The 26,227-nt window shown below is 74.3% G+C and carries 21 protein-coding genes; 17 read left to right on the top strand and 4 right to left on the bottom strand.

Translation table 11 applies throughout. The features are described from left to right. The first annotated feature begins 181 nt into the window (after positions 1-181). The 8 genes from ACFV18_RS29530 (at position 182) to ACFV18_RS29565 (ending at position 10,868) form a co-directional block, all read left to right on the top strand. A complete protein-coding gene (locus ACFV18_RS29530; protein WP_380488297.1) occupies positions 182-2,197 on the top strand; it encodes an ATP-binding protein in 2,016 nt (671 codons plus the stop codon). A 168-nt stretch (positions 2,198-2,365) separates the two neighbouring features. Then, positions 2,366-3,931 (top strand): PucR family transcriptional regulator, encoded by a 1,566-nt coding sequence (locus ACFV18_RS29535; protein WP_380488298.1) that lies wholly within the window; start codon positions 2,366-2,368, stop codon positions 3,929-3,931. 139 nt (positions 3,932-4,070) lie between these two features. Continuing rightward, positions 4,071-5,513: an aldehyde dehydrogenase family protein gene (locus ACFV18_RS29540; RefSeq protein ID WP_380488299.1), complete on the top strand. Its 1,443-nt coding sequence runs from the start codon at positions 4,071-4,073 to the stop codon at positions 5,511-5,513. A gap of 112 nt (positions 5,514-5,625) precedes the next feature. After that, positions 5,626-6,033 carry a hypothetical protein gene (locus tag ACFV18_RS29545; RefSeq protein WP_380488300.1) on the top strand — a complete coding sequence of 136 codons (408 nt, stop codon included), beginning with the start codon at positions 5,626-5,628 and terminating at the stop codon, positions 6,031-6,033. 31 nt (positions 6,034-6,064) lie between these two features. After that, positions 6,065-7,294 carry a 1-deoxy-D-xylulose-5-phosphate reductoisomerase gene (gene dxr, locus ACFV18_RS29550; protein WP_380488301.1) on the top strand — a complete coding sequence of 410 codons (1,230 nt, stop codon included), beginning with the start codon at positions 6,065-6,067 and terminating at the stop codon, positions 7,292-7,294. Positions 7,295-7,319: 25 nt separating this feature from the next. Further along, on the top strand, positions 7,320-8,627 hold the full coding sequence (locus ACFV18_RS29555; RefSeq protein WP_380488302.1) for a M50 family metallopeptidase: 1,308 nt from the start codon (positions 7,320-7,322) through the stop codon (positions 8,625-8,627). Between the two features lie 121 nt (positions 8,628-8,748). After that, positions 8,749-9,909 (top strand): flavodoxin-dependent (E)-4-hydroxy-3-methylbut-2-enyl-diphosphate synthase, encoded by a 1,161-nt coding sequence (ispG, locus tag ACFV18_RS29560; RefSeq protein ID WP_380488303.1) that lies wholly within the window; start codon positions 8,749-8,751, stop codon positions 9,907-9,909. A gap of 83 nt (positions 9,910-9,992) precedes the next feature. After that, positions 9,993-10,868, top strand: a complete 876-nt coding sequence (locus ACFV18_RS29565; protein WP_380488336.1) for a GNAT family N-acetyltransferase — start codon at positions 9,993-9,995, stop codon at positions 10,866-10,868. A gap of 52 nt (positions 10,869-10,920) precedes the next feature. Here the strand turns inward: ACFV18_RS29565 and ACFV18_RS29570 are convergent, their stop codons facing one another. From ACFV18_RS29570 to ACFV18_RS29580, 3 genes are read right to left on the bottom strand one after another with little or no spacing between them, the layout of a single operon-like run. Then, a complete protein-coding gene (locus ACFV18_RS29570) occupies positions 10,921-11,472 on the bottom strand; it encodes a GNAT family N-acetyltransferase (RefSeq protein ID WP_380488304.1) in 552 nt (183 codons plus the stop codon). Between the two features lie 48 nt (positions 11,473-11,520). Then, on the bottom strand, positions 11,521-12,441 hold the full coding sequence (locus ACFV18_RS29575; RefSeq protein ID WP_380488305.1) for an aminoglycoside phosphotransferase family protein: 921 nt from the start codon (positions 12,439-12,441) through the stop codon (positions 11,521-11,523). Between the two features lie 35 nt (positions 12,442-12,476). Beyond that, positions 12,477-13,421, bottom strand: a complete 945-nt coding sequence (locus tag ACFV18_RS29580; RefSeq protein WP_380488306.1) for a ferritin-like domain-containing protein — start codon at positions 13,419-13,421, stop codon at positions 12,477-12,479. A 225-nt stretch (positions 13,422-13,646) separates the two neighbouring features. Between ACFV18_RS29580 and rimP the strand changes: the two genes are divergently transcribed. From rimP to truB, 8 genes are all read left to right on the top strand, one after another. Further along, positions 13,647-14,189 (top strand): ribosome maturation factor RimP, encoded by a 543-nt coding sequence (rimP, locus tag ACFV18_RS29585; RefSeq protein ID WP_380488307.1) that lies wholly within the window; start codon positions 13,647-13,649, stop codon positions 14,187-14,189. 2 nt (positions 14,190-14,191) lie between these two features. Then, positions 14,192-15,193 (top strand): transcription termination factor NusA, encoded by a 1,002-nt coding sequence (gene nusA, locus ACFV18_RS29590; RefSeq protein WP_380488308.1) that lies wholly within the window; start codon positions 14,192-14,194, stop codon positions 15,191-15,193. Between the two features lie 69 nt (positions 15,194-15,262). Beyond that, the gene (locus ACFV18_RS29595) at positions 15,263-15,565 is read left to right on the top strand and encodes a YlxR family protein (protein ID WP_380488309.1); all 303 of its coding nucleotides are present in this window, start codon (positions 15,263-15,265) and stop codon (positions 15,563-15,565) included. Between the two features lie 189 nt (positions 15,566-15,754). Then, positions 15,755-18,838 carry a translation initiation factor IF-2 gene (gene infB, locus ACFV18_RS29600; protein ID WP_380488310.1) on the top strand — a complete coding sequence of 1,028 codons (3,084 nt, stop codon included), beginning with the start codon at positions 15,755-15,757 and terminating at the stop codon, positions 18,836-18,838. A 124-nt stretch (positions 18,839-18,962) separates the two neighbouring features. Next, complete coding sequence (locus ACFV18_RS29605) at positions 18,963-19,259, top strand: DUF503 domain-containing protein (RefSeq protein ID WP_380488311.1); 297 nt, start codon at positions 18,963-18,965, stop codon at positions 19,257-19,259. A gap of 145 nt (positions 19,260-19,404) precedes the next feature. Further along, positions 19,405-19,842 (top strand): 30S ribosome-binding factor RbfA, encoded by a 438-nt coding sequence (gene rbfA / locus ACFV18_RS29610; protein WP_380488312.1) that lies wholly within the window; start codon positions 19,405-19,407, stop codon positions 19,840-19,842. Then, positions 19,839-20,969 carry a bifunctional oligoribonuclease/PAP phosphatase NrnA gene (locus ACFV18_RS29615; RefSeq protein WP_380488313.1) on the top strand — a complete coding sequence of 377 codons (1,131 nt, stop codon included), beginning with the start codon at positions 19,839-19,841 and terminating at the stop codon, positions 20,967-20,969. Before rbfA ends, ACFV18_RS29615 begins: the two co-directional genes overlap by 4 nt. A 99-nt stretch (positions 20,970-21,068) precedes the next feature. After that, entirely contained in the window at positions 21,069-21,974 is a 906-nt protein-coding gene (gene truB / locus ACFV18_RS29620) for a tRNA pseudouridine(55) synthase TruB (RefSeq protein WP_380488314.1), read from the top strand. A gap of 62 nt (positions 21,975-22,036) precedes the next feature. Here the strand turns inward: truB and ACFV18_RS29625 are convergent, their stop codons facing one another. Beyond that, positions 22,037-22,546 (bottom strand): GNAT family N-acetyltransferase, encoded by a 510-nt coding sequence (locus tag ACFV18_RS29625; protein WP_380488315.1) that lies wholly within the window; start codon positions 22,544-22,546, stop codon positions 22,037-22,039. A gap of 224 nt (positions 22,547-22,770) precedes the next feature. Here ACFV18_RS29625 and ACFV18_RS29630 point away from each other — a divergent pair, with 224 nt between their 5' ends. Further along, the gene (locus tag ACFV18_RS29630) at positions 22,771-26,193 is read left to right on the top strand and encodes a serine protease (RefSeq protein ID WP_380488316.1); all 3,423 of its coding nucleotides are present in this window, start codon (positions 22,771-22,773) and stop codon (positions 26,191-26,193) included. The last annotated feature ends 34 nt before the right edge of the window (positions 26,194-26,227 follow it).

Below are 26,227 nucleotides of genomic sequence, written 5' to 3' on the forward strand. Positions count from 1 at the left end.
CGGCGGGCCCCGTTCGGCGGGCATGCGCCACTCGGTACTGCTGCGCTGTACGAATTGTCCTGCGCGGCCAGTGGCCGAAGATCGGCTCCCGCCCCCACTCCCTCCACTAGATTGGCCCCGGGTGTGTGGGTGGGACGGCGGAGCGGGTAGGGCACCGCCGGCAACGTAGGAGGGCCCCGAAGTGGAACAGAACGACGCGCGAACCCAATACACCCACCCCCACCTCCCGCCACCCCGCGCCCCCTTCCACCTCCCCACCTGGGCCACCGCCCCCCGCCCCCAGGCCCCGCCCGGCATCTACCGGCAGCACCACACGCCCTACGACCCCAGGACCGCCACCGAGAACGAGACCCCGGTGGGGCCGCTGCTGCTGCGGGCGGCGTTGAACGTTGCCGTCGGACTCTTCGTCTACCTCGAAGGCGTCTCCCTGATCCAGGGGCTGCTGACCACCCTCGGCCTCACCAACACCAGCTCCTTCGTCGTCTCCCTCCTGGTCGCCGCCGCCGTGAACGTGGCGGTGATCATCCTGGTGCTGATGGTCTTCGGCCGGATGGGGCGCTGGGGCGAGGTGTGGCGGCGCTGGGTCGCCCCGGTTCTCTCCCGCACCGTCACCGACGTCCCGCCCGAGCCCGAGGCGGCGCCCGTGGTGGACGTGTGGGCCGAGCTGCGGCCGGCCGGGGAGGTGGTGCGGCGGCTGGAGAGCGAGCCGGTGGGGGACGTGGACTACGTGCGGCTGCACCAGGCCTGGCGGAGTGTCGGAGCCGACCCGGCCGGCCGGCAGGAGTTCGCCGCGCAGGTGGGCAGCCGCGGCGCGGCCGCCTGCGCGCACCCGTCCGAGCAGCGCGACCTGCCCGGTGGGCGGGCCGCGCGGCACGATCTGCTGGTGCGCCAGGTGCGGCTGGGTACCGCGCAGGACGTGCCGAAGAACCCGGCCACGCACCGCAACGCGGGCTTCGCGCTGGACCCGGCGCTGCTCGGCACCTCGCTGCTCGCGGTCGGCCCGGCCGGCACCGGCAAGACGGCGGTGCTGGCCCGTCCGGTGGCGGAGGCGCTGTGCCTGCAGGCGCTGGCGGGGGCGGCCTGCGCGGTGGTGGTCGGGGCGGCCGACGCGGACCTCGGCCCGGACGACTGGTACGACGTGGTGATCGCCCCCGGCGACCCGTCCGCCCCGTACGGCCTGGACCTGTACGGTGCCGCGCCGAACCCGGACGAGGCGGCGGCGCGGCTGGCCGACGCGCTGCTGCCGGACGAGCTGGCGTCGCGGGCGGAGAGCGCCCGTACGTCGATGCAGCAGGTGGTCGGGCCGTTCCGGGCGGCGTACGGCCGCTACCCCGGGGTGCGGGAGCTGCGCGGGCTGCTGGCCGGTGACCGGGACGGCTGGGCGGAGCTCGCGGAGCAGTTGCAGAAGTCGGGCCGGCGGCCGGAGTTCGAGGCGGACCTGCAGCAGCGGGAGCGGATGCACGGCCGGGTGGACGACCCGGGCGCGCTGCTCGCGGACCGGCTGGCGCTGTTGGACCGCCCCGCGCTGGCCGCCGGCTTCTCCGGCAGTCCGGGCGCCAAGCCGGCGTTCGCGATGCGCGCCCTGGAGCACCCGCTGCGGGTGCGGGTGAAGCTGCCGGAGCGCAGTCACCCCGAGGCCGCCCGGATGCTGTCGCGGCTGCTGCTCGGCCAGTTCACCCAGGCCGCCGCCGACCGGGCCGACCGGGAGCTGTTCGCCGGGCTGGTGCTGGACGACGCCACCGCCGCCGTGGACGCGCAGACGATCCGCGGCATCCAGCGGCTGCGCGGCGCGAACGCCGGTGTGGTGCTGCTGCTGCGCACGCTGTCGGACCTGCCGGAGGCGCTGCGCGCGCCGCTGTTCGGCGCGGTCGGCAACCGGATGGCCTTCCCCGGCATCGCGCCCTGGGACGGCCGGCTGTTCTCCGAGGCCTGGGGCACCCACCTGGTCCGGGAGACCGCCGTCACCCATACGCCGGACACCTCCGGCGGCACGATGCGCCGGGCCGGCCGGCTGGTGCGCAAGGCGCTGTCCGGGACGACCGCACAGACCGAGTCGGTCACCACCCGGGACGTCGAGCGGCACCGCTGGTCGCCGTCCGACCTGGCGCACGCGCTGCCGTCCGGGCACGCGGTGATCTCGCTGACCTCGGTGACGGGGGAGCAGGTGCCGCCGCTGCTGGTCGACCTCCGGCATTGAGACGCGGGGACTCCGAGGGGCCGGTCGCAGTGCGGTCAGTATTGGGTTACGGAAGGTACGGACCGGCGGATTTCGGCACTCCGGCTTGTCCGGAGCGTCCATAATGGGGGGAGAACCCTCACTCGCCCGGCCGCAACGGCGCGACCAGGTCGAACCACCGAAGGTGCCATGCCCCCCACACTCGCCTCCGTCGTCCGTACCAGCGCGCTCCACCTGACGGTCCTGGCCGGCGCGGACCACCTGGAACGCCCGGTCCGCTGGGTGCACACCAGCGAGCTGGACGACCCCACCCCGTTCCTCGAGGGCGGCGAGCTGCTCCTCACCACCGGCATCAAGCTCGGCAAGAGCTCCGCCGGGCTGCAGGCCTACGTGCACCGGCTGGCGGATGCCGGCGTGGTCGGGCTCGGGCTGGGGGTCGGCCTCTCGCACACCGAGGTGCCGCAGGCCCTGGTGGACGCGGCGGCGCAGCGCGGGCTGCCGCTGCTGCGGGTGCCCGAGGCGACGCCGTTCATCGCGATCTCCAAGGCCGTCTCCGCCGCCCTCGCCGCCGAGCAGTACGAGGCCGTCACCACCAGTTTCGAGGCGCAGGAGGAGCTGACCCGGGCCGCGCTCGGCAAGGACGGCACCACCGCGATCGTCCGTCGGCTGGCCGCCCGGCTGGGCGGCTGGGCCGCGCTGTACGACGGGTCCGGCGCGCTGTCCGCGGTCGCCCCGGACTGGGCCGCCCGCCGGGCCGGCCGGCTGGCCGCCGAGGTGGACCGGCTGCGCCGCCGCCCCGCGCCGTCCAGCGCCGCGCTGCAGGGCCGGGCCGGCACCATCGACACCGCCGACGAGGACTACGTGGTGGTGCAGTCGCTGGGCGCGGACCGCCGCCCGCGCGGCTTCCTCGCGGTCGGCACCGAGGACCGCATCACCCCGACCGAGCGGTACGTGCTGAACGCCGCCGTCGCGCTGCTCACCCTCACCCTGGAGCGTTCCCGCGAGCTGCGGCAGGCCGAGGAGAAGATGGGCGCGGCGCTGCTGCGGATGGTGCTGGCCGGCGAGGTCGGCACCGCCCGGCAGGTCGCCGCGGGGCTGTTCGGCGGCCTGCCCGAGGGCACCGTCCGGGTGTTGGTGGCCGCCGCCGGGCCCGGCCCCGAGGCTGCGGAGGCGCTCGGCGAGCTCGGTGACCGCGCCGAGCAGGCCGGCGGCAAGGTCGGCGAGAAGCTGCTGGTGGCCCGCGAGGACGGCGCCCACGGGCCGCGCCTGATGGTGCTCGCCATCGACAACGGCTCGGTCCACCGGGCCTGCCTCGGCGCCGTCGAGGAGCACGAGAGTCTGGCGCTGGGCGTCTCCGCCCCCGCCGCCCTGGAGGACGCCGGCACCGCGCACGCCCAGGCCGAGCGCGCCCTGGCGGTCGCCCAGCGCGGCGGCCGCCGCACCGTGGACCACGAGGAGGTCGGCGCCGGCTCGCTGCTCCCGCTGCTCGGCGAGGAGGCCGTCACCGCGTTCGCCGAGGGCCTGCTGCGCCCGCTGCGCGAGCACGACCGCACCGCCCGGGGCGACCTGGTGGCCTCGCTGCGGGCCTGGCTGTCCCGGCACGGCCAGTGGGACGCCGCCGCCGCCGACCTCGGCGTGCACCGGCACACGCTGCGCTACCGGATGCGCCGGGTCGAGGAGCTGCTGGGCCGCTCGCTGGACGACACGGACGTCCGGATGGAGCTGTGGCTGGCGCTGCGGGCGGGCGAGGACTGAGCCCCGCCCCGGACGGGCCTGTCCTGTCCGTAGAAAACGAACGGGTGCTTTCCACCCGTCCGTCCAATCGGAAAGCCGCGCCCCTCCGCCTACCGTGAACAGGAAAGCGAAGTCTTCGAGGGAAGGGGCCGGTGCGACCGTGACCACCACGTACGAGTTCTGGCTGGCCGGGCAGCGGGCGAGTGGCGAGACGGACTTCGAGGTCCGTCACCCGCACGACAACAGCCTGGTGGCGAAGGTCAGCGTGCCGACCGACGCGCAGGTGGAGGAGGCCGTCGCGGCCGCCGCCGCCGCGGTTCCGGTGTTCACCGCGACCCCCGCGCACGTCCGCGCGGCCGCGCTGGACCACGTCGCCAAGCGGCTGACGGAGCGCACCGAGGAGATCGCCCAGCTGATCACCGCCGAGAACGGCAAGCCGATCAAGTGGGCGCGCGGCGAGATGGGCCGTGCCGTGTCGGTGTTCCGCTGGGCCGCCGAGGAGGCCCGCCGCACCAACGGCGAGACCATGCGCCTGGACACCGACCCGGGCGGCACCGGCCGCTACGCGCTGGTGCGCCGCTTCCCGCGCGGTGTGGTGCTGGGCATCGCGCCGTTCAACTTCCCGCTGAACCTGGTGGCCCACAAGCTGGCCCCGGCGATCGCGGTCGGCGCGCCGATCATCCTGAAGCCCGCTCCGGCCACCCCGCTCTCCGCCATGGTGCTGGGCGAGATCCTGGCCGAGACGGACCTGCCGGCGGGCTCCTGGAGCATCCTGCCGGTCGAGAACGCGAAGATGCCCGCGCTGGTGCAGGACAAGCGCCTGCCGGTGATCTCGTTCACCGGTTCGGACAAGGTCGGCTACCAGATCATGGACTCGGTGCCGCGCAAGCACGTCACCCTGGAGCTCGGCGGCAACGCCGCGGCCGTGGTGCTGGCGGACTGGAGCTCCGAGGCGGACCTGGACTGGGCCGCGAGCCGGATCGCGCTGTTCGCGAACTACCAGGGCGGCCAGTCCTGCATCTCGGTGCAGCGGGTGATCGCCGACGCGACCGTCTACGACCGCCTGGTCGAGAAGGTCGTCGCCAAGGTGCAGGCGCAGGTCACCGGTGACCCGCGCGACGAGGCCACCGACGTGGGCCCGCTGGTGGACGAGAACGCCGCCAAGCGCGTCGAGTCCTGGGTCGAGGACGCCGTCGCCAAGGGCGCCAAGGTGCTCACCGGCGGCAAGCGGGACGGCGCGGCCTTCGCGCCGACCGTGCTCGCCGAGCTGCCCGAGAACGCCATCCTGGCGAAGTCCGAGGTGTTCGGCCCGGTGCTGTCGCTGCACAAGGTGTCCTCCACCGAGGAGGCCTTCGCGATGGTCAACGACTCCGACTTCGGCCTGCAGGCGGGTGTCTTCACGCACGACGTGCAGACCGCCTTCCGCGCCCACCGCGAGCTGGAGGTCGGCGGCGTGGTGATCGGCGACGCGCCGTCCTACCGTGCCGACCAGATGCCGTACGGCGGCGTGAAGGCCTCCGGCGTGGGCCGCGAGGGCGTCCGCTACGCGATGGACGACTTCACTGTCGAGAAGGTCCTGGTGCTGACCGGCCTGGACCTCTGAGCATCCCTCCTGACGCCCCGTCACCGCACCAGCGGTGGCGGGGCGTCGGCCTGCCTTGACACCCCCCGAGGCCGGGCGTAGTCCGGGAGGCAGGAAGGAAGGAGGTCCCGTCATGCTGGGCGATCTCATTGGTGAGGAACAGGGCCGGATCACCGGTCAGCGGGTGCTGGCGAGCGAGCACGGGCTGCCGCCCACGGTGGAGTCCTCGTTCGCGGCGAGCGGCACCCTGCTCGGCGTCCAGGTCCGGGACCTGGGCACCTACACGTCGCGGCTGCGCGCCGACGGCACCCTGGAGGGCGGCGGTCAGGGCGTGCTGATGGGCCCGGGCGGGGCGCACGCGAGCTGGCACGGCCAAGGCGTCGGCACGTTCACCGAGAGCGGCGGCAACAGCTTCCGCGGCTCGATCGTCTACGAGACCGACTCGCCGGAATTCGCCGCGCTGCGCGGTGTCGCGGGCGTGTTCGAGTGGGAGACCTCGGCGGACGGCGAGGCCGTCGGGAAGCTCTGGGCATGGCGGTGACCACGGCGTAGCACAGGACACAATGGGGGGCATGAACTCGCTTGCCCATCCGCAGCTGCGCTTCACCCCGACCGTCGCCGACCCGGACGGGCCGCGGGAGTTGGTCATTCTCGGTTCGACCGGTTCGATCGGCACCCAGGCCATCGACGTGGTGCTCCGCAACCCCGACCGGTTCAAGGTGGTCGCGCTGTCCGCGGCCGGCGGCCGGGTGGAGCTGCTCGCCGAGCAGGCCGTCGCGCTGGGCGTGCACACCGTCGCGGTGGCCGACCCGGCCGCCGAGCGGCCGCTGCGCGAGGCCCTGGCGGCCAAGGCGCAGGGCGCCCCGCTGCCGCAGGTGCTGGTGGGCCCGGACGCGGCGACCGAGCTGGCCGCGACGGAGTGCCACTCGGTGCTGAACGGCATCACCGGCTCGATCGGTCTGGCGCCGACGCTGGCCGCGCTGCGGGCCGGCCGGGTGCTGGTGCTGGCCAACAAGGAGTCGCTGATCGTCGGCGGCCCGCTGGTGAAGGCGGTGGCGCGGCCCGGCCAGATCGTGCCGGTGGACTCCGAGCACGCCGCGCTGTTCCAGGCGCTGGCCGGCGGCACCCGCCCGGAGGTCCGCAAGCTGGTGGTGACCGCCAGCGGCGGCCCGTTCCGCAACCGCACCCGCGAGCAGCTGGGCGGCGTCACGCCGTCCGACGCGCTGGCGCACCCGACCTGGGCGATGGGCCCGGTGGTGACGATCAACTCGGCGACCCTGGTGAACAAGGGCCTCGAGGTGATCGAGGCGCACCTGCTGTACGACGTGCCGTTCGACCGGATCGAGGTGGTGGTCCACCCGCAGTCGGTCGTTCATTCGATGGTGGAATTCGTCGACGGTTCGACGCTGGCCCAGGCCAGCCCGCCGGACATGCGGATGCCGATCGCGCTGGGCCTCGGCTGGCCCGAGCGGGTGCCGGACGCCGCCCCCGGCTGCGACTGGACCAAGGCCGCGACCTGGGAGTTCTTCCCGCTGGACAACCAGGCCTTCCCGGCCGTCGAACTGGCCCGCGAGGTCGGTACGCTCGGCGGGACCGCCCCGGCGGTCTTCAACGCCGCCAATGAGGAATGTGTGGACGCTTTCCTGAAGGGCGCGCTCCCTTTCACCGGAATCGTGGACACTGTGGCGAAGGTGGTCGCCGAACACGGCACCCCCGACTCGGGAACTTCCCTCACGGTGGAGGACGTACTCCACGCGGAGCGGTGGGCCCGGACCCGGGCCCGCGAACTGGCGGCCGGCTAAGCGGTAGGACGACGGAGGCGACGCGGTGGACAAGCTGATGTGGGTGCTGGGCGTCCTGATCTTCGTGGTCGGGTTGTTGTTCTCGATCGCCTGGCACGAGCTCGGCCACCTCTCCACCGCGAAGCTGTTCGGCATCCGGGTGCCGCAGTACATGGTCGGCTTCGGCAAGACCATCTGGTCGACCAAACGCGGCGAGACCGAGTACGGCCTGAAGGCGATCCCGTTCGGCGGCTACATCCGGATGATCGGCATGTTCCCGCCCGGCGCCGACGGCCGGATAACGAAACGTTCCAGCTCGCCCTGGCGCTCGATGATCGAGGACGCCCGCTCGGCCTCGTACGAGGAGGTCCAGCCCGGCGACGAGACCCGGCTGTTCTACACCCGCAAGCCGTGGAAGCGCGTCATCGTGATGTTCGCCGGCCCGGGCATGAACCTGATCCTGTCGATCGGCCTGTTCCTGACGCTGTTCATGGGCATCGGCATCCAGCAGTCGGTGCCCACCGTGCGGTCGGTCAGCGACTGCGTGGTGCCGGTCAGCGCGAAGACCGACACCTGCAAGCCCGAGGACCCGAAGTCCCCGGCCAACCTGGCGGGCCTGCGGGCCGGTGACACCGTGCTGACCTTCGGCGGGGTGCCGATCCACGACTACCCGCAGCTGTCCGGCCTGATCCGCGACTCGGCGGGCAAGCAGGTCGCCATCGAGGTCCGGCACAAGGACGGCAGCCCCGGCACGCTGACCGCCGACATCACCACCAACACGCTGCAGGCGCAGGAGAAGGACGGCACCCCGATCAAGGGACAGACCGTCACCGCCGGCTTCCTCGGCATCACCCCCGCCACCGGCGTGCACCACCTGTCGCTGGGCGAGAGCGTCGACCAGATGGACTCGATGGCCCGGCACAGCGTCGAGTCGCTGGCCCAGCTGCCCGGCAAGATCCCCGGCCTGTGGCACGCCGTGGTCGACGGCACCCCGCGCGACACCGACTCGCCGATCGGCATGGTCGGCGCCGCCCGGCTGGGCGGCGACGTGTTCGCGATGGACCTGCCCGCCACCCAGCAACTCGCCTTCTTCGTCCAACTGCTGGCCGGCATCAACCTGATGCTGTTCCTGTTCAACATGCTGCCGCTGCTCCCGCTGGACGGCGGCCACATCGCCGGCGCCCTGTGGGAGTCGCTGCGCCGCGGCGTCGCCCGGGTGCTGCGCCGCCCCGACCCCGGACCCTTCGACGTGGCCCGGCTGATGCCGCTGGCCTACGTGGTCGCCGGGGTGTTCATCTGCTTCACCGTCCTGGTGATGGCCGCCGACATCGTCAACCCGGTGCGCCTCAACTAGTCGCACGCCATCACGGCCGAGTGTGCTCCGCCACCCGGCCGTGCCGTACCGTTGGACGCCGGGCGCGCCGGATGCGGCGCGCGTCGGCTCACCGAATTTCTGCAGAGGAAACACTGCGCACATGACCGCGATCTCGCTCGGTATCCCCTCCCTGCCGCTCAAGCCGCTGGCCAAGCGCCGGTACTCACGGCAGATCATGGTCGGCAACGTCCCGGTGGGCGGCGACGCGCCGGTCTCGGTGCAGTCGATGACCACCACGCTGACCTCGGACGTCAACGCGACGCTCCAGCAGATCGCCCAGCTGACCGCCTCGGGCTGCCAGATCGTCCGGGTCGCGGTCCCCTCGCAGGACGACGCCGACGCGCTGCCGATCATCGCCAAGAAGTCGCAGATCCCGGTGATCGCCGACATCCACTTCCAGCCCAAGTACGTGTTCGCCGCGATCGACGCCGGCTGCGCCGCGGTGCGCGTCAACCCCGGCAACATCAAGGCGTTCGACGACAAGGTCGGCGAGATCGCCAAGGCCGCCAGGGACGCGGGCGTGCCGATCCGGATCGGCGTCAACGCCGGCTCGCTGGACAAGCGCCTGCTGGAGAAGTACGGCCGGGCCACCCCCGAGGCGCTGGTGGAGTCCGCGCTGTGGGAGTGCTCGCTGTTCGAGGAGCACGACTTCCGCGACATCAAGATCTCGGTCAAGCACAACGACCCGGTCGTGATGATCAACGCCTACCGGCAGCTCGCCGCGGCCTGCGACTACCCGCTGCACCTGGGCGTCACCGAGGCCGGCCCGGCCTTCCAGGGCACCATCAAGTCCGCGGTGGCGTTCGGCGCGCTGCTCGCCGAGGGCATCGGCGACACGATCCGGGTCTCGCTGTCCGCCCCGCCGGCCGAGGAGATCAAGGTCGGCAACCAGATCCTGGAGTCGCTGGGCCTGCGTGAGCGCGGCCTGGAGATCGTCTCCTGCCCGTCCTGCGGCCGCGCCCAGGTGGACGTCTACAAGCTCGCCGAGGAGGTCACCGCCGGCCTGGAGGGCATGGAGGTGCCGCTGCGGGTGGCCGTCATGGGCTGCGTGGTCAACGGCCCCGGCGAGGCCCGCGAGGCCGACCTGGGCGTCGCCTCCGGCAACGGCAAGGGCCAGATCTTCGTCAAGGGCGAGGTGATCAAGACCGTGCCCGAGTCGAAGATCGTCGAGACCCTGATCGAGGAGGCCATGAAGCTGGCCGAGCAGATGCAGGAGGAGGGTGTCGAATCCGGCGCCCCCGTCGTCGTGGCCGCCGAGTGACGGTCTGAAGTCCCCGGCGGGACCGCCCACTTCGGCGGTCCCGCCCCCTGCGAGAGGTACCTCCCGTGCTCGATCGAGGTGTGATGCTGCCCGGCCCGTTCCAGGTCGCCCGGGCGCTGGCCGCAACCCGCGTGCTGGAGACGCCCGACCTCGACGAGGCGCTGGAGATCCTGCACCGCGACCCCGTCGCCAACGCCTTCGTCGCCACCCGGGTGGAAGCCGTCGGTCTCGACCCGTGGCGGCTCGGCGGCGAGATGTGGGGCTGGTACGGGGCCGACGGACGGCTCGACGCGCTCTGCTACGCCGGCGCCAACCTGGTCCCGGTCAACGCCGGCCCGGAGGCCGTCCGCGCGTTCGCCGAGCGGGCCCGCCGACAGGGCCGCCGCTGCTCCTCGATCGTCGGCCCGGGCGACGCCGTCTCCGCCCTGTGGGCCCTGCTGGAACGCTCCTGGGGCCCGGCCCGCGACGTACGCGGCCACCAACCGCTGATGGCCACCTCCACGCCCGTCACCGGGGTCGAACCCGACCCGCTGGTGCGCCGGGTGCACCGCGGCGAGATCGAGGCGCTGATCCCCGCCTGCGTCGCGATGTTCACCGAGGAGGTCGGGATCTCCCCGCTGGCCGGCGACGGCGGCCTGCTCTACCAGGCCCGGGTCGCCGAACTGGTCTCCTCCGGACGGTCGTTCGCCCGCTTCGACGAGGACGGCAAGGTCGTCTTCAAGGCCGAGATCGGCGCCGTCACGGCCGGTGCCTGCCAGATCCAGGGCGTCTGGGTGGCTCCCGAGCACCGCGGCAAGCGGCTGTCGGAGAGCGGCATGGCCGCGGTCGTCAACACCGCCCTCGCCGAGGTCGCCCCGGTGGTGTCGCTGTACGTCAACGACTTCAACCTCCGGGCCCGCGCCGCCTATCGCCGGGTCGGCTTCCGCGAGGTCGGCGCGTTCATGAGCGTGCTGTTCTGACGCTGCCGCTTCCGACGGTGCGGCATCCGACGGTGCGGCATCCGACGGCGCGTCAGGGGCGTGCGGGGTCGCGCAGCGGCAGGTACGCACCCATCACCGCGTACGGCCGGGCCGTGTTCGGGAAGCGCACCGCCGGCGCCAAGTCCCGGTAGCCGAGCGAGCGGTAGAGCCGGCGCGCCGGGGTCTCCGCGTCGATCGCCGACAGGATCGAACGGTCCAGACCGGAGCGCTCGCACAGCGTGCGGATCAGCCGGGTACCCACGCCCAGGCCCTGACACTCCGGCAGCACATGCAGCTCGGTCACCGCGAACACCCCGTCCAGCCAGTCCGCGAGGCCGCGCGCCGCCAGGTACGGCTCGATCACCGTCGACCACCAGTGGGTGCGCTGGTTGGGCATCCCGTAGCCGAAACCGACCAGCCGGCCCTGCGCCATCGCACCCAGCGCGATCACCCCCGGCTGCAACGCGTGCCGGCCGATGATCGGCAGCCGCACCGCCACCTCCTGCGGACCCAGCCCGAACGCGACCGCCTGGACCTCCAGCACGGCAGGCGCCCACGCCGCCAGGTCAATGGCCTCGATCGTCACCCCGGTGAGCTGCTCCATGAAGCGGGACGTTACTACTTGCGTCCCGGGCGGTGGCGCGCGCCGTCCTCACAGCCAAGCCGCGAACTCCAGATGGAGCTCCGCGCCCGCCACCTCGCCCCGGGCGAGCGCCGCCAGCGCGATGTCCACGGCCCGCAGCAGCGCCCAGGCCCGCACCCGGTCGGCGGGCAGCTCCACCGCCTCCGACAGCTGCGCCAGGCGCCGGCGGGCCGCGCCCCGAGGACCGGGCGCGGCCGCCAGGGTCTCCACCCGGTCCAGCACCAGCCGGGCCAGGTCGTACGCCCGGTCACCCACCACCGGACGCGGCCCGACGGCCAGCCACGGTGCCCGGTCGGCGGCCAGCACCCGCCCGTGGTGGAAGTCCCCGTGCAGCAGCCACCCGCCGCCGTCCGAGGCCAGCGCCACCGCCTCCAGCGCCTCGTCCACCAGCGGAGCGGCCTCCACCGCACCCGGCAGGGCCCGCCGCTCGGCGATCCGCGAGGACAGCCGCTCGGCATGCTCGGCGAGTGCCGTGAACGCGTGCCCGGCGGGCGGCTCCACCCACAGGCGACGCAGCAGGCTGGTGGCCTCCAGCGTCGCCTTCGCCTCCGCGAGCGAGCGCAGCGGGATCTCGCCGTGCAGCCGCTCCAGCAGCAGCATCCGGTCCGCCTCCGCCTCGGCGAGCAGCAGCACCGCCCCGCGCCCGGCCCACACCCGCAGCGCCGCCGCCTCGGCCGCCGGGTCGGCGGCCGGCCGCAGCGCCTTCACCGCCACCGGCGTCCGGTCCTCGGCCCGGTACGCGTACCCGACCACGCCGCCCCGCCCGCCGGGCTGCGCCACCCGCTCCAGCACCAGCCCCCAGTCGGCCAGCCGCTCCGCGAACCGCGACGGCAACGCGGCCAGCCACTCCGCCTCGCCCGGATCACCCCCGGCCCGGACCGACTCGGCCAGACGCTCGGGGACGGTGAACTGCGCGGGCTGTGCGGACATACCGTCCATCATCGCGCAGCGTCCGGCCCGGGGTGCTAGCCGGCGGCCGGGGTGGGGTCGGTGGGGGTGAGGCCGGGGAGGGCGGGGAGGTCGGCGCCCCAGTGGGCGGCGCGGAGGGCGGATTCGCGCAGGGCGGTGGCGGCCCGGGGGCGGAGGGTGGTGGTGGCGCAGAGGTCGGCGTAGGCGGCGGTGAGTTGGGTTTCCAGGTGGGCGGCGAGCTGGGTGGCGGTGGTGGCGTCCTTGACCGGGAACGGGAGCCGGTAGCCGGGTGCGGCGGCGGTGGGGGAGACGCCGCCGGTGGTGAGCAGCCGCTGCCAGGCGTCCCGGCGGGCCTGGTGGGCGGCGTAGGCGGCGCGTCCGTCCTCGCGTTGCGGGCCGATCGGCAGGAAGGCGCCCACCACGCCGTAGCCGTACACGGCGGCGTGTTCGGCGGCGAGCGCGGACTGGAGGGCGGCGGCGTCGGCCGCGGGCAGGGCGGCCGGTGAGGTGGACGGGGACGGGGAGGCGTCCTCGGTGAGGGGGCCGGTGTCGCCGAGGGCGGCGGCGTGCGCGGCGCCGGAGGCGGCGACCGAGGCGAGGGTCCTGGCCAGCGCGGGGGAGGCGGCGGTCAGGTCGGCCAGCCGCAGGCCCGCGGTGCGGCGTTCGGATGCGGCCAGGTCGGCGACGCTGCGGGCCGTGCCGGTACCGGCGGCGGTGGGGGAGGGGGAGGGCAGTGACTGGGCGAGTGCCTCGCGGTGCTGGAGCACGTCCTCGCGCAGGTCGCCGAGCCGGTCGGCGTCGGCGGGGCTCGCCGCGAGCACGGCGGCGTAGTCGGCGAGCAGTGTGTCGGTGGCGGCGAGCTGGCGCAGCCGCAGCGGCCGGTCGGCGTCCTCGGCGGCCTTGCCGGGGGTGTGCTCGTGCTCGTCGGTGCAGCCGCAGAGGAGGTGGAGCCCGCCGAGCGCCCCGAGCGTGAGGAAGGACCGCCGTGTGGGCGCGGGCATCGGCACTCCAGCGTGGTCGTGGGGCCGGACGCCCCCGTCGGGAGGGATCATTCCCGAGCCGGGCGTTCCCGGCGAGAGCTTGGACAGTAACGCGTGGTTGTGACGTTCCTCGCAGCGAGGCGGCCCCGGCCCGGGTCGGAATCGGCGGTTCGGGGGTTGACCGGATAGGCTTCGCGGTGAGTTAGCACCTCCGACAACAGCAGACGCGGCCGAGGAGTCACCCGGATGAGCACCACCCCCACTGACCGGCTGCGCACATTGCTGGAGCCGCTGGCCGCCGAGTCCGGGCTGGACCTCGAAGAGGTCAAGGTGACCCAGGCCGGCAGCCGCCGCCAGGTGCAGATCGACGTGGACGCCGACGGCGGCGTCGACCTGGACGCGATCGCCGAGTTCTCCCGCCTGGTCGGCCAGGCGCTGGACGAGTCGGACCTGATGGGTGACGCCCCGTACCTGCTGGAGGTCGGCTCGCCGGGTGCGGAGCGCCCGCTGAGCGAGCCGCGGCACTGGCGCCGGGCGACCGGCCGGCTGGCGGCGATCAAGCTGGTGGACGGCGCGGAACTGACCGCGCGGGTGCTGGAGAGCGACGAGGACGGCGCACTGGTCGAGGTGCAGCCGGTGAAGGGGCGCGGCCGCCCCAAGGAGCGCCGACTGGAGTTCGCGGAGATCGCGCGGGCCCGGGTGCAGGTCGAGTTCAACCGCAAGGACGAGGAACTGCTCGACGCCGCCGCCGACATCGCGGACACGGACGAAGAGGAAGAGGAGGCGTAATCGTGGACATCGACATGAGTGCCCTGCGCGGGCTGGTCACCGAGAAGGGCGTGCCGTTCGACCTGCTGGTCGAGTCGATCGAGTCGGCCCTCCTCATCGCGTACCACCGCACCGAGGGCTCGCGCCGCCGGGCGCGGGTGGAGCTGAACCGCAAGACCGGCCACGTGACGGTGTGGGCCCTGGAGGACGCCGCCGAGCTGGACGAGGGCGTGGAGCCCAAGGAGTTCGACGACACCCCGAGCGGGTTCGGCCGGATCGCCGCGTCCACCGCCAAGCAGGTCATCCTGCAGCGGCTGCGGGACGCCGCGGACGACCAGACCTTCGGCGAGTACGCCGGTAAGGAGGGCGACATCGTCACCGGTGTCGTCCAGCAGGGCAACGACCCGAAGAACATCCTGGTCGACATCGGCAAGCTGGAGGCCATCCTGCCGCCGCAGGAGCAGGTCCCGGGCGAGGACTACCGGCACGGCACCCGGCTGAAGTGCTACGTGGTGGGCGTGCGGCGCGGTGTGCGCGGTCCGTCGGTCACCCTGTCGCGGACCCACCCGAACCTGGTGAAGCGGCTGTTCGCGCTGGAGGTTCCGGAGATCGCGGACGGCTCGGTGGAGATCGCGGCGATCGCCCGCGAGGCCGGCCACCGCACCAAGATCGCGGTGTGGTCGCGCAGGCAGGGCCTGAACGCGAAGGGTGCCTGCATCGGCCCGAACGGCCTGCGGGTGCGCGGCGTGATGGCCGAGCTGCACGGCGAGAAGATCGACATCGTCGACTGGTCGGAGGACCCGGCCGAGATGGTCGCCGCCGCGCTGTCGCCCGCGCGGGTGACCAAGGTGGAGATCGTCGACCTGGCCCAGCGTTCGGCCCGGGTGATCGTGCCGGACTACCAGCTGTCGCTGGCGATCGGCAAGGAGGGGCAGAACGCCCGCCTGGCCGCCCGGCTCACCGGCTGGCGGATCGACATCCGTCCGGACACCGAGGCCCCGGCCGGGGAATCCTCGGACCGGTAAGAACGTTGTTGCTAGCCTCCGGAGATCTACTCGGCGGCGGCGAGTCCCTTCGGAGGGGTAGACTTGAACGTGTCTGGCCGGACGCATGTCCGCGCATGCCCTGAACGCACCTGCGTGGGCTGCCGCAAGCGGGCGGCCAAGCACGAGCTGCTGCGTGTCGTGGCGGGCGAGGGCGAGTGCGTCCCCGATCCTCGCGGCACACTGCCGGGCCGGGGCGCGTATCTGCACCCCGTACCGACCTGCCTCGACCTCGCGGTCCGTCGCCGCGCGTTCCCGAGGGCCCTCCGGGTCCAGGGCACGCTCGAACCCGGCGCCCTGCGGGAGTACGTCGGGACAGGAGCAAGTCCGGCCGACGGTCAGTCGGCCCGCTGACGGGCCTCGCGCCCGGCAACACGCACCAGCGCACGGCAGTGGGTACGCCGCCGTGCGCCCAGTCAGGTACCTCGCGAGATGGAAGTAGGTCGAGATTGCGATGAGCACTCGATGAGTACGCGATGAGTACGCCCATGAAGTAGCGACAGTCCGGCGGACGAATACCCCGGACGTATAGACAGGAGCGAAGTGGCTAAGGTCCGGGTATACGAACTCGCCAAGGAGCTTGGCTTGGAGAGCAAGGCCGTCATGGCCAAGCTCACCGAGCTGGGTGAGTTCGTGCGTTCGGCGTCCTCGACGATCGAGGCGCCGGTCGTGCGCAAGTTGACTGACGCTTTGGGAGCGACCCCGCCGTCCGGCGGCGCGTCCTCCGCGAAGCCTGGCCCGCGGAAGCCCGCGGCGCCCCAGCCGTCCGGCGGTGCCGGTTCGGCCGCACCCAAGCCGGGTGCCCCCACCCCCGGCCCGCGTCCGACCGCGACGCCGGGTCCCCGTCCCACTCCCGCGCCCGCCGCGGGCTCGGCCGCGCCGAAGCCCGCCGGGGCGCCGACCCCGGGTCCGCGCCCGGCGGCCCGTCCGGCCGCGCCGGCCGCGCCCGCCCCGGCGGCCGAGTTCTCCTCCCCGGCTCCGGCCGGTGAGGCTCCGGCGCGTCCGGCCGCCCCGCGGCCGGCCCCGGCCAACCCCGCGGCCCGTCCGGGCCCGCGTCCGGCCGGCCCGCGTCCGGGCAACAACCCCTTCACCTCCGGTGGCGCTTCGGGCATGGCCCGTCCGTCCGCCCCGCGTCCGGGTGGTCCGGCCGGCGAGCGTGGCCAGCGTCCGGGTGCTCCCGGTGCCGGTGCTCCGCGTCCGGGTGGTCCGGCCGGTGAGCGCGGTCCGCGCCCCAGCGGCGCCCCGCGTCCCGGTGGTCCGGGTGCTGGTGCTCCGCGTCCGGGCGCCCCGGCCGGTGAGCGCGGTCCCCGTCCCGGTGGCGCTCCGCGTCCCGGTGCTCCGGGTGCCGGTGCCCCCCGTCCCGACGGCATGCCGCGTCCGGCCGCTCCGCGCCCGGGTGCGCCGAGCCCGTCCGGGATGCCCCGTCCGAACCCCGGCATGATGCCGCAGCGTCCGGGCCCGCGTCCGGGTCCGGGTGCCGGTGCGCGTCCGGGTGGTCCCGGTGCGCGTCCGGGTGCCCCGGGTGGCGCCCGTCCGGGCTTCCAGGGCCGTCCGGCCGGTCCGGGCTCGCGTCCGGCCGGTGGCGGCTTCGGTGGTCCCCGTCCGGGTGGCGCCGGTGGTGGCGGCGGCTTCGGTGGCGGCGGTGCCCGTCCCGGTGGCTTCGGCGGTCGTCCCGGTGGCCCGGGTGCCCGTGGTGGCACGCAGGGTGCGTTCGGTCGCGGCCCCGGTGGCCGTCCGGCGCGTGGCCGGAAGTCGAAGCGCGCGAAGCGCCAGGAGTACGAGGCCATGCAGGCCCCGTCCGTCGGCGGTGTGATGCTGCCGCGCGGCAACGGTTCGACCGTTCGCCTGTCGCGCGGTGCGTCGCTGACGGACTTCGCGGAGAAGATCAACGCCAACCCGGCCGCGCTCGTCTCCGTCATGTTCAACCTCGGTGAGATGGTCACCGCCACCCAGTCGGTCTCCGACGCCACGCTGCAGCTGCTGGCGGACGAGATGGGCTTCGTGCTGGAGATCGTCAGCCGGGAGGACGAGGACCGCGAGCTGCTGGAGTCGTTCGACATCGACTTCGGCGCGGACGAGGGCGACGAGGAGCAGCTGGCTCCGCGTCCGCCGGTCGTGACCGTCATGGGTCACGTCGACCACGGTAAGACCCGACTGCTGGACGCGATCCGCAAGACCAACGTGGTCGCGGGCGAGGCCGGCGGCATCACCCAGCACATCGGTGCCTACCAGGTGGTCACCGAGGTGAACGGCGAGCAGCGTCCGATCACCTTCCTCGACACCCCGGGTCACGAGGCGTTCTCCGCCATGCGTGCCCGTGGTGCCAAGTCCACCGACATCGCGATCCTGGTGGTCGCGGCCAACGACGGTGTCATGCCGCAGACGGTCGAGGCGCTCAACCACGCCAAGGCCGCCGGTGTGCCGATCGTGGTCGCCGTCAACAAGATCGACGTCGAGGGTGCCGACCCGACCAAGGTCCGCGGCCAGCTGACCGAGTTCGGTCTGGTGGCCGAGGAGTACGGCGGCGACACCATGTTCGTCGACATCTCCGCCCGCCAGGGCCTCAACATCGAGGAACTGCTGGAGGCCGTGGTCCTGACCGCGGACGCCTCGCTCGACCTGCGCGCCAACCCCGAGCAGGACGCCCAGGGCATCGCGATCGAAGCCCACCTGGACAAGGGCCGCGGCGCCATGGCGACGCTGCTCGTCCAGCGTGGCACCCTGCGGGTCGGCGACTCGATCGTGGTCGGCGACTCCTACGGCCGCGTCCGCGCGATGCTGGACGAGAACGGCAACAGCCTCTCCGAGGCCGGCCCGTCCCGTCCGGTGCTGCTGCTCGGTCTGACCTCGGTGCCCCGCGCCGGCGACAGCTTCATCGTCGTCGACGAGGACCGCACCGCCCGTCAGATCGCCGAGAAGCGCGCCGCCCGCGACCGCAACGCCTCGATGGCCCAGCGCCGCGTCCGCGTGTCGCTGGAGGGCTTCGAGGCCGCGCTGGCCGCCGGCAACATCGAGAAGCTCAACCTCATCATCAAGGGTGACGTCTCCGGTTCGGTCGAGGCCCTGGAAGACGCCCTCGTCAAGCTGGACGTGGGCGAAGAGGTCGAGCTGCGCGTGCTGCACCGCGGTGTGGGTGCCATCACCGAGTCCGACGTGGACCTGGCGATGGGCTCGGACGCCATCATCATCGGCTTCAACGTGCGCGCCGAGGGGCGTGCCCGTACCGCGGCCGAGCGCGAGGGCGTCGACATCCGGTACTACTCGGTCATCTACCAGGCGATCGAGGAGATCGAGGCCGCGCTCAAGGGCCTGCTCAAGCCCGAGTACGAGGAGGTGCGCCTCGGCTCCGCGGAGATCCGCGAGGTGTTCCGCTCCTCCAAGTTCGGCAACATCGCCGGTGTCCTGGTGCGCGAAGGCATCATCCGCCGCAACACCAAGGCCCGCCTGCTGCGCGACGGCAAGGTCGTGGCGGAGAACCTCAACATCGAGGGTCTGCGCCGCTTCAAGGACGACGCGACCGAGGTCCGCGAGGGCTTCGAGGCCGGTGTCACGCTGGGCTCGTTCAACGACATCAAGATCGACGATGTCATCGAGACCTACGAGATGCGCGAGAAGCCGCGCGCGTAACGGCTGCTGACCGGGGTCGGCCGACGGGGTGCAGTTATCCCGTTGGCCGGCCCCGGCCGCGCTGTTAGGGTCCTGGCTGTCGGGAATCCTTCGAGGCCCCCAGGCCGGCCAGGCCTGTCACTTCATGTACGTAGGAACTCTCACCTTCGACCTGCTCCTCGGCGACGTGCACTCGCTGAAGGAGAAACGGTCGATCGTGCGGCCCATCGTGGCCGAACTGCAGCGCAAGTACAGCGTGTGCGCCGCAGAGGTCGGGAACCAGGATCTGCACCGCAGGGCCGAGATCGGCTGTGCGGTGGTGTCCGGCGACGCCGGGTACGTCAACGAGATCCTGGACAGCTGTGAGCGGCTGGTCGCCGGCCGCCCCGAGGTGATGCTGCTCTCCGCGAGGAGGCGGCACCACCACGACGGCGACGAATGACCTGCGGGCGTCACCACCGTCACACCCGCATCGGAACCGGAGCGCCCACAAGGCTGGGCGCGGGCGGGTACGTTGGGGAGAGGGCCCCACCGGGTCGAGGTCATGACCCGGGTACCGCGCCTATTGCACGAGGAGGCAAGGCAACGTGACCGACACCGCAAGGGCGCGCAAGCTCGCCGACCGCATTCAGGTGGTCGTGGCGGAGACCCTGCAGCGCCGGATCAAGGACCCGCGACTCGGGTACGTCACCATCACCGACGCCCGGGTGACGGGCGACCTGCGCGAGGCCACCGTCTTCTACACCGTCTACGGTGACGAGACCGAGCGGGAGTCCAGCGCGGCCGCGCTGGAGAGCGCCAAGGGCATCCTGCGCTCCGAGGTCGGCAAGCAGACCGGGGTGCGGTTCACGCCGACCCTGACCTTCGTCGCCGACGCCCTGCCGGACAACGCCCGGAACATCGACGACCTGCTGGACAAGGCCCGGGTCTCCGACGCCGCCGTCCGCACCGCCGCCGCCGGGGCCACCTACGCCGGCGACGCCGACCCGTACAAGTCGGCCCGCGACGACGACGAGGACGAGTGACCACGGCCGGGAAGCCGGCCGAGTCCGGCGCCCCGGGGGCGGTCTCCACTGTTGAGGTGGAGACCGCCCTCGCGGTGCTTCCGGGCCCTCGCAGCGGGGCGTCGCCCGAACCCGGGGCGCAGCCGCCGGACGGTCCGTTCGCGCAGGAGTGGGCGCGGACCCTCGAACTGATCGCGGGCGCCGACGAGATCGACCTGATCTGCCACATCTGCCCCGACGGCGACGCGCTGGGTTCCGCGCTGGCCGCCGCGCTGGCCCTGCGCGGCCTCGGCAAGCGGGTGCGGGTGTCGTTCGGCGAGGACCCGCAGATCATCCCCGAGTCGCTGTCCTTCCTGCCCGGGCAGGAACTGATCGTCCCGGCCGCCGCGATCCCCGACGCGCCCGCGCTGGTCCTGGCCTTCGACGCCGCCTCCGAGGACCGGCTCGGCCTGCTGCGCGACAAGGCGTTCGCCGCCGCCGGCCTGGTGGTCTTCGACCACCACGCCTCCAACCCGGGCTTCGGCGACGTCCGGCTGATCGACCCGTCCGCGCCCGCCACCGCCGCGCTGGTGGACGAACTGCTGCGCCGGCTGCGGGTCCCGCTGGACCAGCCGATCGCGACCTGCCTGTACACCGGCATCGCCACCGACACCGGCTCGTTCAAGTACCGGGCCACCACGCCCGCCACCCACGAGATGGCCGGGCGGATGCTGGCCACCGGGATCCGGCACGACCTGATCTCCCGTCAACTGTGGGACACCACCTCCTTCGGCTTCCTGAAAGTGCTCGCCGGGGCGCTGGAGCGCGCCGTGTTCGAGCCCGAGCAGGCCGGCGGGCACGGCCTGGTGTGGACCTGGGTGCCGTACCAGGACCTGGCGCTGTTCGGCGTCACCGTGGAGGAGATCGAGGGACTGATCGACGTGCTGCGCAAGCCCGCCGAGGCGGACGTCGCGCTGGTGCTCAAGCAGGACCCGGACGGCACCCTGCGCGGCTCCTGCCGCTCCCGGGGCGCGGTCGACGTGGCCGCGGCGTGCGCCCGGCTGGACGGCGGCGGGCACGTCTTCGCGGCCGGGTTCTCCGCCCGGGCCGGGGTGCCGGAGACCGTGGAGCGGTTCCGGGTGGCACTGGCGGAGGAGAGCGGGCGTTAGGCTCGTCCGGTTCGGTGGACGGGCTTCGACCGGCCGCGAAGGCGGCTGCGAAGGCGGCCGCGCAGGAATGCGCGCAGATTTTGAAACGATGATGAAGCGATGAAGCGTAAAGGGACGGGCCCCGACGGGCTGGTCATCGTCGACAAGCCGGAGGGCATCACCTCGCACGGCGTGGTCGCCAAGCTCCGTTGGCTGGCCGGCACCCGCAAGGTCGGTCACGCCGGCACCCTCGACCCGATGGCCACCGGCGTGCTGGTGATCGGCGTCGAGCGGGCCACCCGGCTGCTCGGGCACCTGATGCTCACCGCCAAGACCTACGACGCCACGATCCGGCTCGGGCAGACCACCGTCACCGACGACCGGGAGGGCGAGGTCACCGGCTCCGCCCCGGCGGACGGGGTGACGCGGGAGGCGATCGACGCCGAGATCGCCAAGCTCACCGGCGAGATCATGCAGGTGCCGTCCAAGGTCAGCGCCATCAAGATCGACGGCAAGCGCTCGTACGCGCGGGTCCGCGAGGGCGAGGACTTCGAACTCGCCGCCCGGCCGACCACCGTGCACTCCTTCACCGTGCACGGGATGCGCCCCGCCGTCGCCGAGGACGGCACGCCGGTGCTCGACCTCGATGTGACGGTGGAGTGCTCCTCCGGCACCTACATTCGCGCGCTGGCCCGCGACCTGGGCGCCGCGCTCGGCGTCGGCGGCCACCTGACCATGCTGCGCCGCACCAAGGTCGGCCCGTACGCGGTCGAATCCGCGCACACGCTGGAGCAGTTGGAGGAGAAGCTGGAGGTCCTGCCGATCGCCGACGCGGCCGCTGCCGCGTTCCCGCGCTGGGACATCGACGCCGAGCAGGCCAAGCTGCTCTCCAACGGCATGCGGCTGCCCGCCCCCGGTCTCGGCGTGGACGGCCCGATCGCGGTCTTCGACCCGGACGGCCGCTTCCTGGCGCTGGTCGAGGAGCACGCCGGCAAGGCCAAGCCGGTTGCGGTGTTCGTCGGCTGACGCGGCGTCAACTGGCTTGAGTGGCCCCGGTGGAGAGCACTCCGCCGGGGCCGCTCGGCGTCTCAGCGGAGCGCCAGGTGCCAGTCGTTGCTGTGCAGGAAGCGCCCCGAGCGCCGGGGGTACTCGAAGGCGCACGGGCCGGCGTCGGTGAAGCCGAGGCGGGCGCAGAGGGCGTTGGAGGGGGCGTTGTCGGTGGCCGGGAAGGCGTGCAGGGTGCCGGGGGCGGTGAGGTCCGCGGCGGTCACCTCGCGCAGGGCGGCCAGCATCAGGCGGGCGGCGGCGAGGGCGATGCCGCGGCCCTGGAACCCGGGCAGGACGTTCCAGCCGGTCTCGTAGATCTCCTCGCCCTGCCAGCCGCGGCGGTGGTAGGCGATCGAACCGGCGGGTTCGCCGTCCGCCAGGACCGCGAACATCACGCCGCCCAGGGCGGGGAGTTCGAGGTAGCGACGGTGGCGGTGCAGCAGCTGCTCCGGGCTCTCCGGGCCACCGACGTGCCGGCGCATCACCGGGGTGTTGATGCGCTCCAGCAGGGCGAAGTGGGAGCCGGTCCAGGGGGCGAGGCGGACGTCCATGCCGGGATGGTGGCAGACCGGGAGCCGCCCGGCCCACGGGTTTTCGGCGGGCGGGAGCGGGGCCGGCCGGGCGGTGCGCGGCGTGTCGCGGGGGGCGCGCGAAGTGAACGGGTGTGGTGAGCGGGGCGCGCGGGGTGCTGTGGGGCTGGTGGGGGGCAAGCTGACCGGCGGCCGGTGGAGCGGCCGGTGGGAGCGAGAGGCGCGGCGGCGGGAGGACTGGCGGGATGGGCGAGGGCGCGAGCCCCGGTTTTGCGGGAGACCCGGCGCACGGGCTGCTGCGGATCCGGGACGTGCAGGGCCGGCTGTGCGGCCTCGGGTTCGTCGCCGACCGGCAGGGCACGGTGGTGACGGCGCACGAGGTGGTGGCGGGCCTGCCCCGGCTGGTGCTGCACACCCCGGGCGGGCAGTCCCGGGTGCTCGGGCCGGACAGCGTCGACCTGCTGCCGGAGCACGGGCTGGCACTGCTGCGCACCACCGCCGTCGGCGGGGTGCCCGGCCGCGCGCTGCCGATCGGGCGGGGCGAGACCGGCGGCCCCGTCGTGGTGCCGCACCAGCGCCGGGAGGACGGCGTGCCCGTGCTGGCCCGCGGCGCCCTGCTCGGCCGGGAGAACGGCCGCTGCGGGGACGGCGCGCAGACCCGGACGGTACCGGGCGTGCTGCTGCTCGACCTCGCGGTGACGCCGGTGGCCGGCGCGCCCGTGCTGGACCCCGGCACCGGAGCCGTGCTGGGCGTCGTCGCGCCCCGGGTGCGCACCGCCGCCGGGTCCGGGGTGGCGGCCGTCCCGCTGTCCCTGCCAGGCCCGCCCGGCGGCGGCCCGCTCGGGCTGCTGCTGGCCCGCAACGCCTCCGGCGTGCCCGCGTTCGGCCGCGCCCTCAACCTGGCCGGCGGACTGCGCCTGACGGCCGCCCAGCTGGACGCCGCCACCGCCGGGCCCGGCCGGATCACCGAACTCGCCGCCGACCGGGTGGACCGGCCCGACGGCCTGAGCGGCGAGGAACCGCAGGACACCCTGACCGTGCTGCTCGGCCACGCCGGCAGCGGGCGCACCACCGAACTCGCCGCGCTCGCCGTCCGCCGGGCCGGCGCCGCCGAACCCCTGCCCACGCTGTGGCTGCGCGGCGCCGACCTGGCCCCCGGCGACCACACCCTCGGCGACACCCTGCACCGCCGACTCGCCACCGCCGCACGGCAGTTGGGCGTCCCCGAGGTCGGCCCGGCGGAACTCGCCGAACGGTGCGCGGACAGCGGCCGCCCGCTGCTCGTGGTGCTGGACGGGCCCGAGGAGGCGCCGCGCGAGCTCACCGTGCCCTGGCTGGCCACCGGCCTGGAATGGCTGCGCACCCACCACGCCCGCGCCCTGGTCGCCTGCCGCCCGGACGCCTGGGAGCAGCTCGGCCCCTGGCGGGCCACCGCCCGGGCGCTCTGGCTGGGCCCGCTCACCGACGACGCGGCGGCCCGGGCCGGGCGCCGCTACGGGCTGCCCGAGGCCTTCCTCGGCCCCGCCGACCGCGGCCACCCACTGGCGCTGCGCCTGGCCGGCGACCTGCGCGGCGCGGGCGCGCTCGGGCCGGTCGCCGACCGCACCGAACTCTTCGACGGCTGGCTGGACCTGGCCTGCCTGACCGTCGCCCGCCGGGTCGCGCTCACCCCCGGCGGCCAGCGCCGCCACCGGCGCGGCGGCCCCGTCCCGCCCGGCGAGGACGCCCGGCAGGTGCGGCGGCTGGCCGCCGTCGCCGCCGGCCGACTGCACGAGGCCGCCCGGCTGATGCTCGGCGCGGGCGACGGGGCGCTGCCCGCCGAGGAGTTCGAGCGGCTGTTCCCGGCCGTCGGCGGCTGGGCGCGGGCCGTCCACGAGGAACGCCTGCTGGTCCCGGCGGGCACCGGGTGCCGGGCCGGCCACGAGGAGTGGGGGGAGTGGCTGCAGAGCCTGCACCTGGACCTGGACGCGGCCCTGCGGCTGCTGCTGGCGGAGGGCGAGGCGAACGAAGCCGGCGTCAGTGCCGGCGAGTTGACCGATCGAAAGGTGCTTCCGCCCGCGGCGACCTCCCCAGTGGCGGGCCGTCAGGGCGCGGTCGGCCGGGCCCGGGTCGGCGTGGTGGTGGGGGCACTGCGCCGGGTCGGTGCGGCGCGCGGCGCGGGGGCGCTGGACGGGTGGCTGCACCGGATCCGGCTGGCGCTGGAGCGCGCCGAGCCCGGCGGCGACCCGGACTGGTGGGCGGGCCGGCTGCTGGCCGACGGCATCGCCGCCAGCCCCGAGCCGGGCGCCCACCGGGAGCTGCTGGAACTGTTGGTCGAGCGGGCCGGGTGGGACGAGCGCTTCGGCCCGGCGTTCTGGGCCGGCCTGCCGCTGCCCGCCGCCGACCGGGTCGCGCTGCTCGGACGCCTGGCCGCCGACCCGGACGGCGAGCCGGAGGCGGTGCGGGAGAGCGTCGCGGAGCTGCTCGCCGCCGACCCGCACACCGTGCTGCCGCTGCTGTGCGGCTGGTACGAGCACGCCGGGCCGGGCGCCGCCGAGCTCGCCGACGCGCTGCTGTTCGAGCACCGGACGCTGGCCCTGGACGAGTTGACGGAGGCCCTGGTCGCCGCCGCGCACCCGCGCGCCGACGCGCTGCTCGGGCGGCTCGCCGAGCGCGAGCCGTCCGCGCTGTGCCGGGCGGTCGACCGGTGGGCCCACGACCCGCGCCCCGAACGGCACGTCGCGGCCGCCGTGCACGCCCTGCGCACCGTCCCGCACGCGGGCGGCTCGGGGGCGCAGCTGCTGCGGCTGGCCGCCCGCGCCCTGCTGGACCGGGAGGAGGAGCCGGCGCTGCACGGCGCGGCGCTGGCGCTGCTGGTGCGCGACCCGCAGGCCCGGGCCGAACACCTGCCGGCGGCGCTGGCCGCGTACCGGGCGGGCGACCCGTTCCTGACCGAGGAGGTGCTGGGCGAACTCGTCGAGGAGTACCCGGCCCAGGTGCTGTCCGCCGTCCGGGACCGGCTGAAGCTGCCCGGGGCGCGGGCCGGCGACGGGCTGCGGGTGCTCGACCGGGCGGCGGACCCGGCGGTGGTGCGCTCCGGGGTGCTGCTCGCGGCCGAGTTGCTGCGCGAACGGCCCGAGCGGGCCGGGCAGATCGCCGACCACCTGGACCGGTTGCTGGACGCCGGACGGGACGCCCGCCCGCTGCTGCCGGCGGTGCTCGCCGCCGGCCCCCCGGAGCGGGCCCGCTTCGCGCCGGTGCTGGCCGCCCCCGGGAAGGGCCGTGCGGGGCTGCTGGACGCCCTGCTGGCCGCCGAGCGGGACCCTGGGGTGCTGGGCGCCGTACTGGAGGCGCTGGCGGCCCGGCACGCCGGCCATCCGGCGTCCCGGGTGCGCGAGTTGCTGCACCGGATCGCCGACCGCTGGCCCGGGGCGGACGCCGTCCTGGTGCGCTGCGCGGCCCGCTGGGCCGGTTTCGCCCGGCTGCTGGCCGACTGGCCCGCGGAGGCCGCGCCCTCGCCCGCGGGGCCCCGGCTGACCAGGATGCGGACACTCGTCGCCGCCGGCCGGGACCCGCAGCACGCCGCCGCGGAGGCCGAACGGCAGGTGGACCGGACCGGCGGCCGTCTGACCGGTCACACCGGGGGCCTTCCGGTACCTGGGCAGGGTCGGTCGCATGGCACGCTATAGGAGTTCGGTTTCGGTCTTTCGAGTGCACCGGGTG

The sequence above is a fragment of the Kitasatospora sp. NPDC059673 genome, assembly GCF_042734215.1.
Classification (GTDB): Bacteria; Actinomycetota; Actinomycetes; order Streptomycetales; family Streptomycetaceae; genus Kitasatospora.

What these genes read in the sequence shown, in the direction of transcription:
- ACFV18_RS29580 (WP_380488306.1), bottom strand. Translation starts at nt 13,421, where the DNA reads ATGCCCGCGCCCACACGGCGGTCCTTCCTCACGCTCGGGGCGCTCGGC.
- rimP (WP_380488307.1), top strand. Translation starts at nt 13,647, where the DNA reads ATGAGCACCACCCCCACTGACCGGCTGCGCACATTGCTGGAGCCGCTG.
- dxr (WP_380488301.1), top strand. Translation starts at nt 6,065, where the DNA reads ATGAACTCGCTTGCCCATCCGCAGCTGCGCTTCACCCCGACCGTCGCC.
- ACFV18_RS29570 (WP_380488304.1), bottom strand. Translation starts at nt 11,472, where the DNA reads ATGGAGCAGCTCACCGGGGTGACGATCGAGGCCATTGACCTGGCGGCG.
- ACFV18_RS29565 (WP_380488336.1), top strand. Translation starts at nt 9,993, where the DNA reads ATGCTGCCCGGCCCGTTCCAGGTCGCCCGGGCGCTGGCCGCAACCCGC.
- ACFV18_RS29575 (WP_380488305.1), bottom strand. Translation starts at nt 12,441, where the DNA reads ATGTCCGCACAGCCCGCGCAGTTCACCGTCCCCGAGCGTCTGGCCGAG.
- ACFV18_RS29545 (WP_380488300.1), top strand. Translation starts at nt 5,626, where the DNA reads ATGCTGGGCGATCTCATTGGTGAGGAACAGGGCCGGATCACCGGTCAG.
- ACFV18_RS29630 (WP_380488316.1), top strand. Translation starts at nt 22,771, where the DNA reads ATGGGCGAGGGCGCGAGCCCCGGTTTTGCGGGAGACCCGGCGCACGGG.
- ACFV18_RS29535 (WP_380488298.1), top strand. Translation starts at nt 2,366, where the DNA reads ATGCCCCCCACACTCGCCTCCGTCGTCCGTACCAGCGCGCTCCACCTG.
- truB (WP_380488314.1), top strand. Translation starts at nt 21,069, where the DNA reads ATGAAGCGTAAAGGGACGGGCCCCGACGGGCTGGTCATCGTCGACAAG.
- ACFV18_RS29625 (WP_380488315.1), bottom strand. Translation starts at nt 22,546, where the DNA reads ATGGACGTCCGCCTCGCCCCCTGGACCGGCTCCCACTTCGCCCTGCTG.
- ispG (WP_380488303.1), top strand. Translation starts at nt 8,749, where the DNA reads ATGACCGCGATCTCGCTCGGTATCCCCTCCCTGCCGCTCAAGCCGCTG.
- ACFV18_RS29605 (WP_380488311.1), top strand. Translation starts at nt 18,963, where the DNA reads ATGTACGTAGGAACTCTCACCTTCGACCTGCTCCTCGGCGACGTGCAC.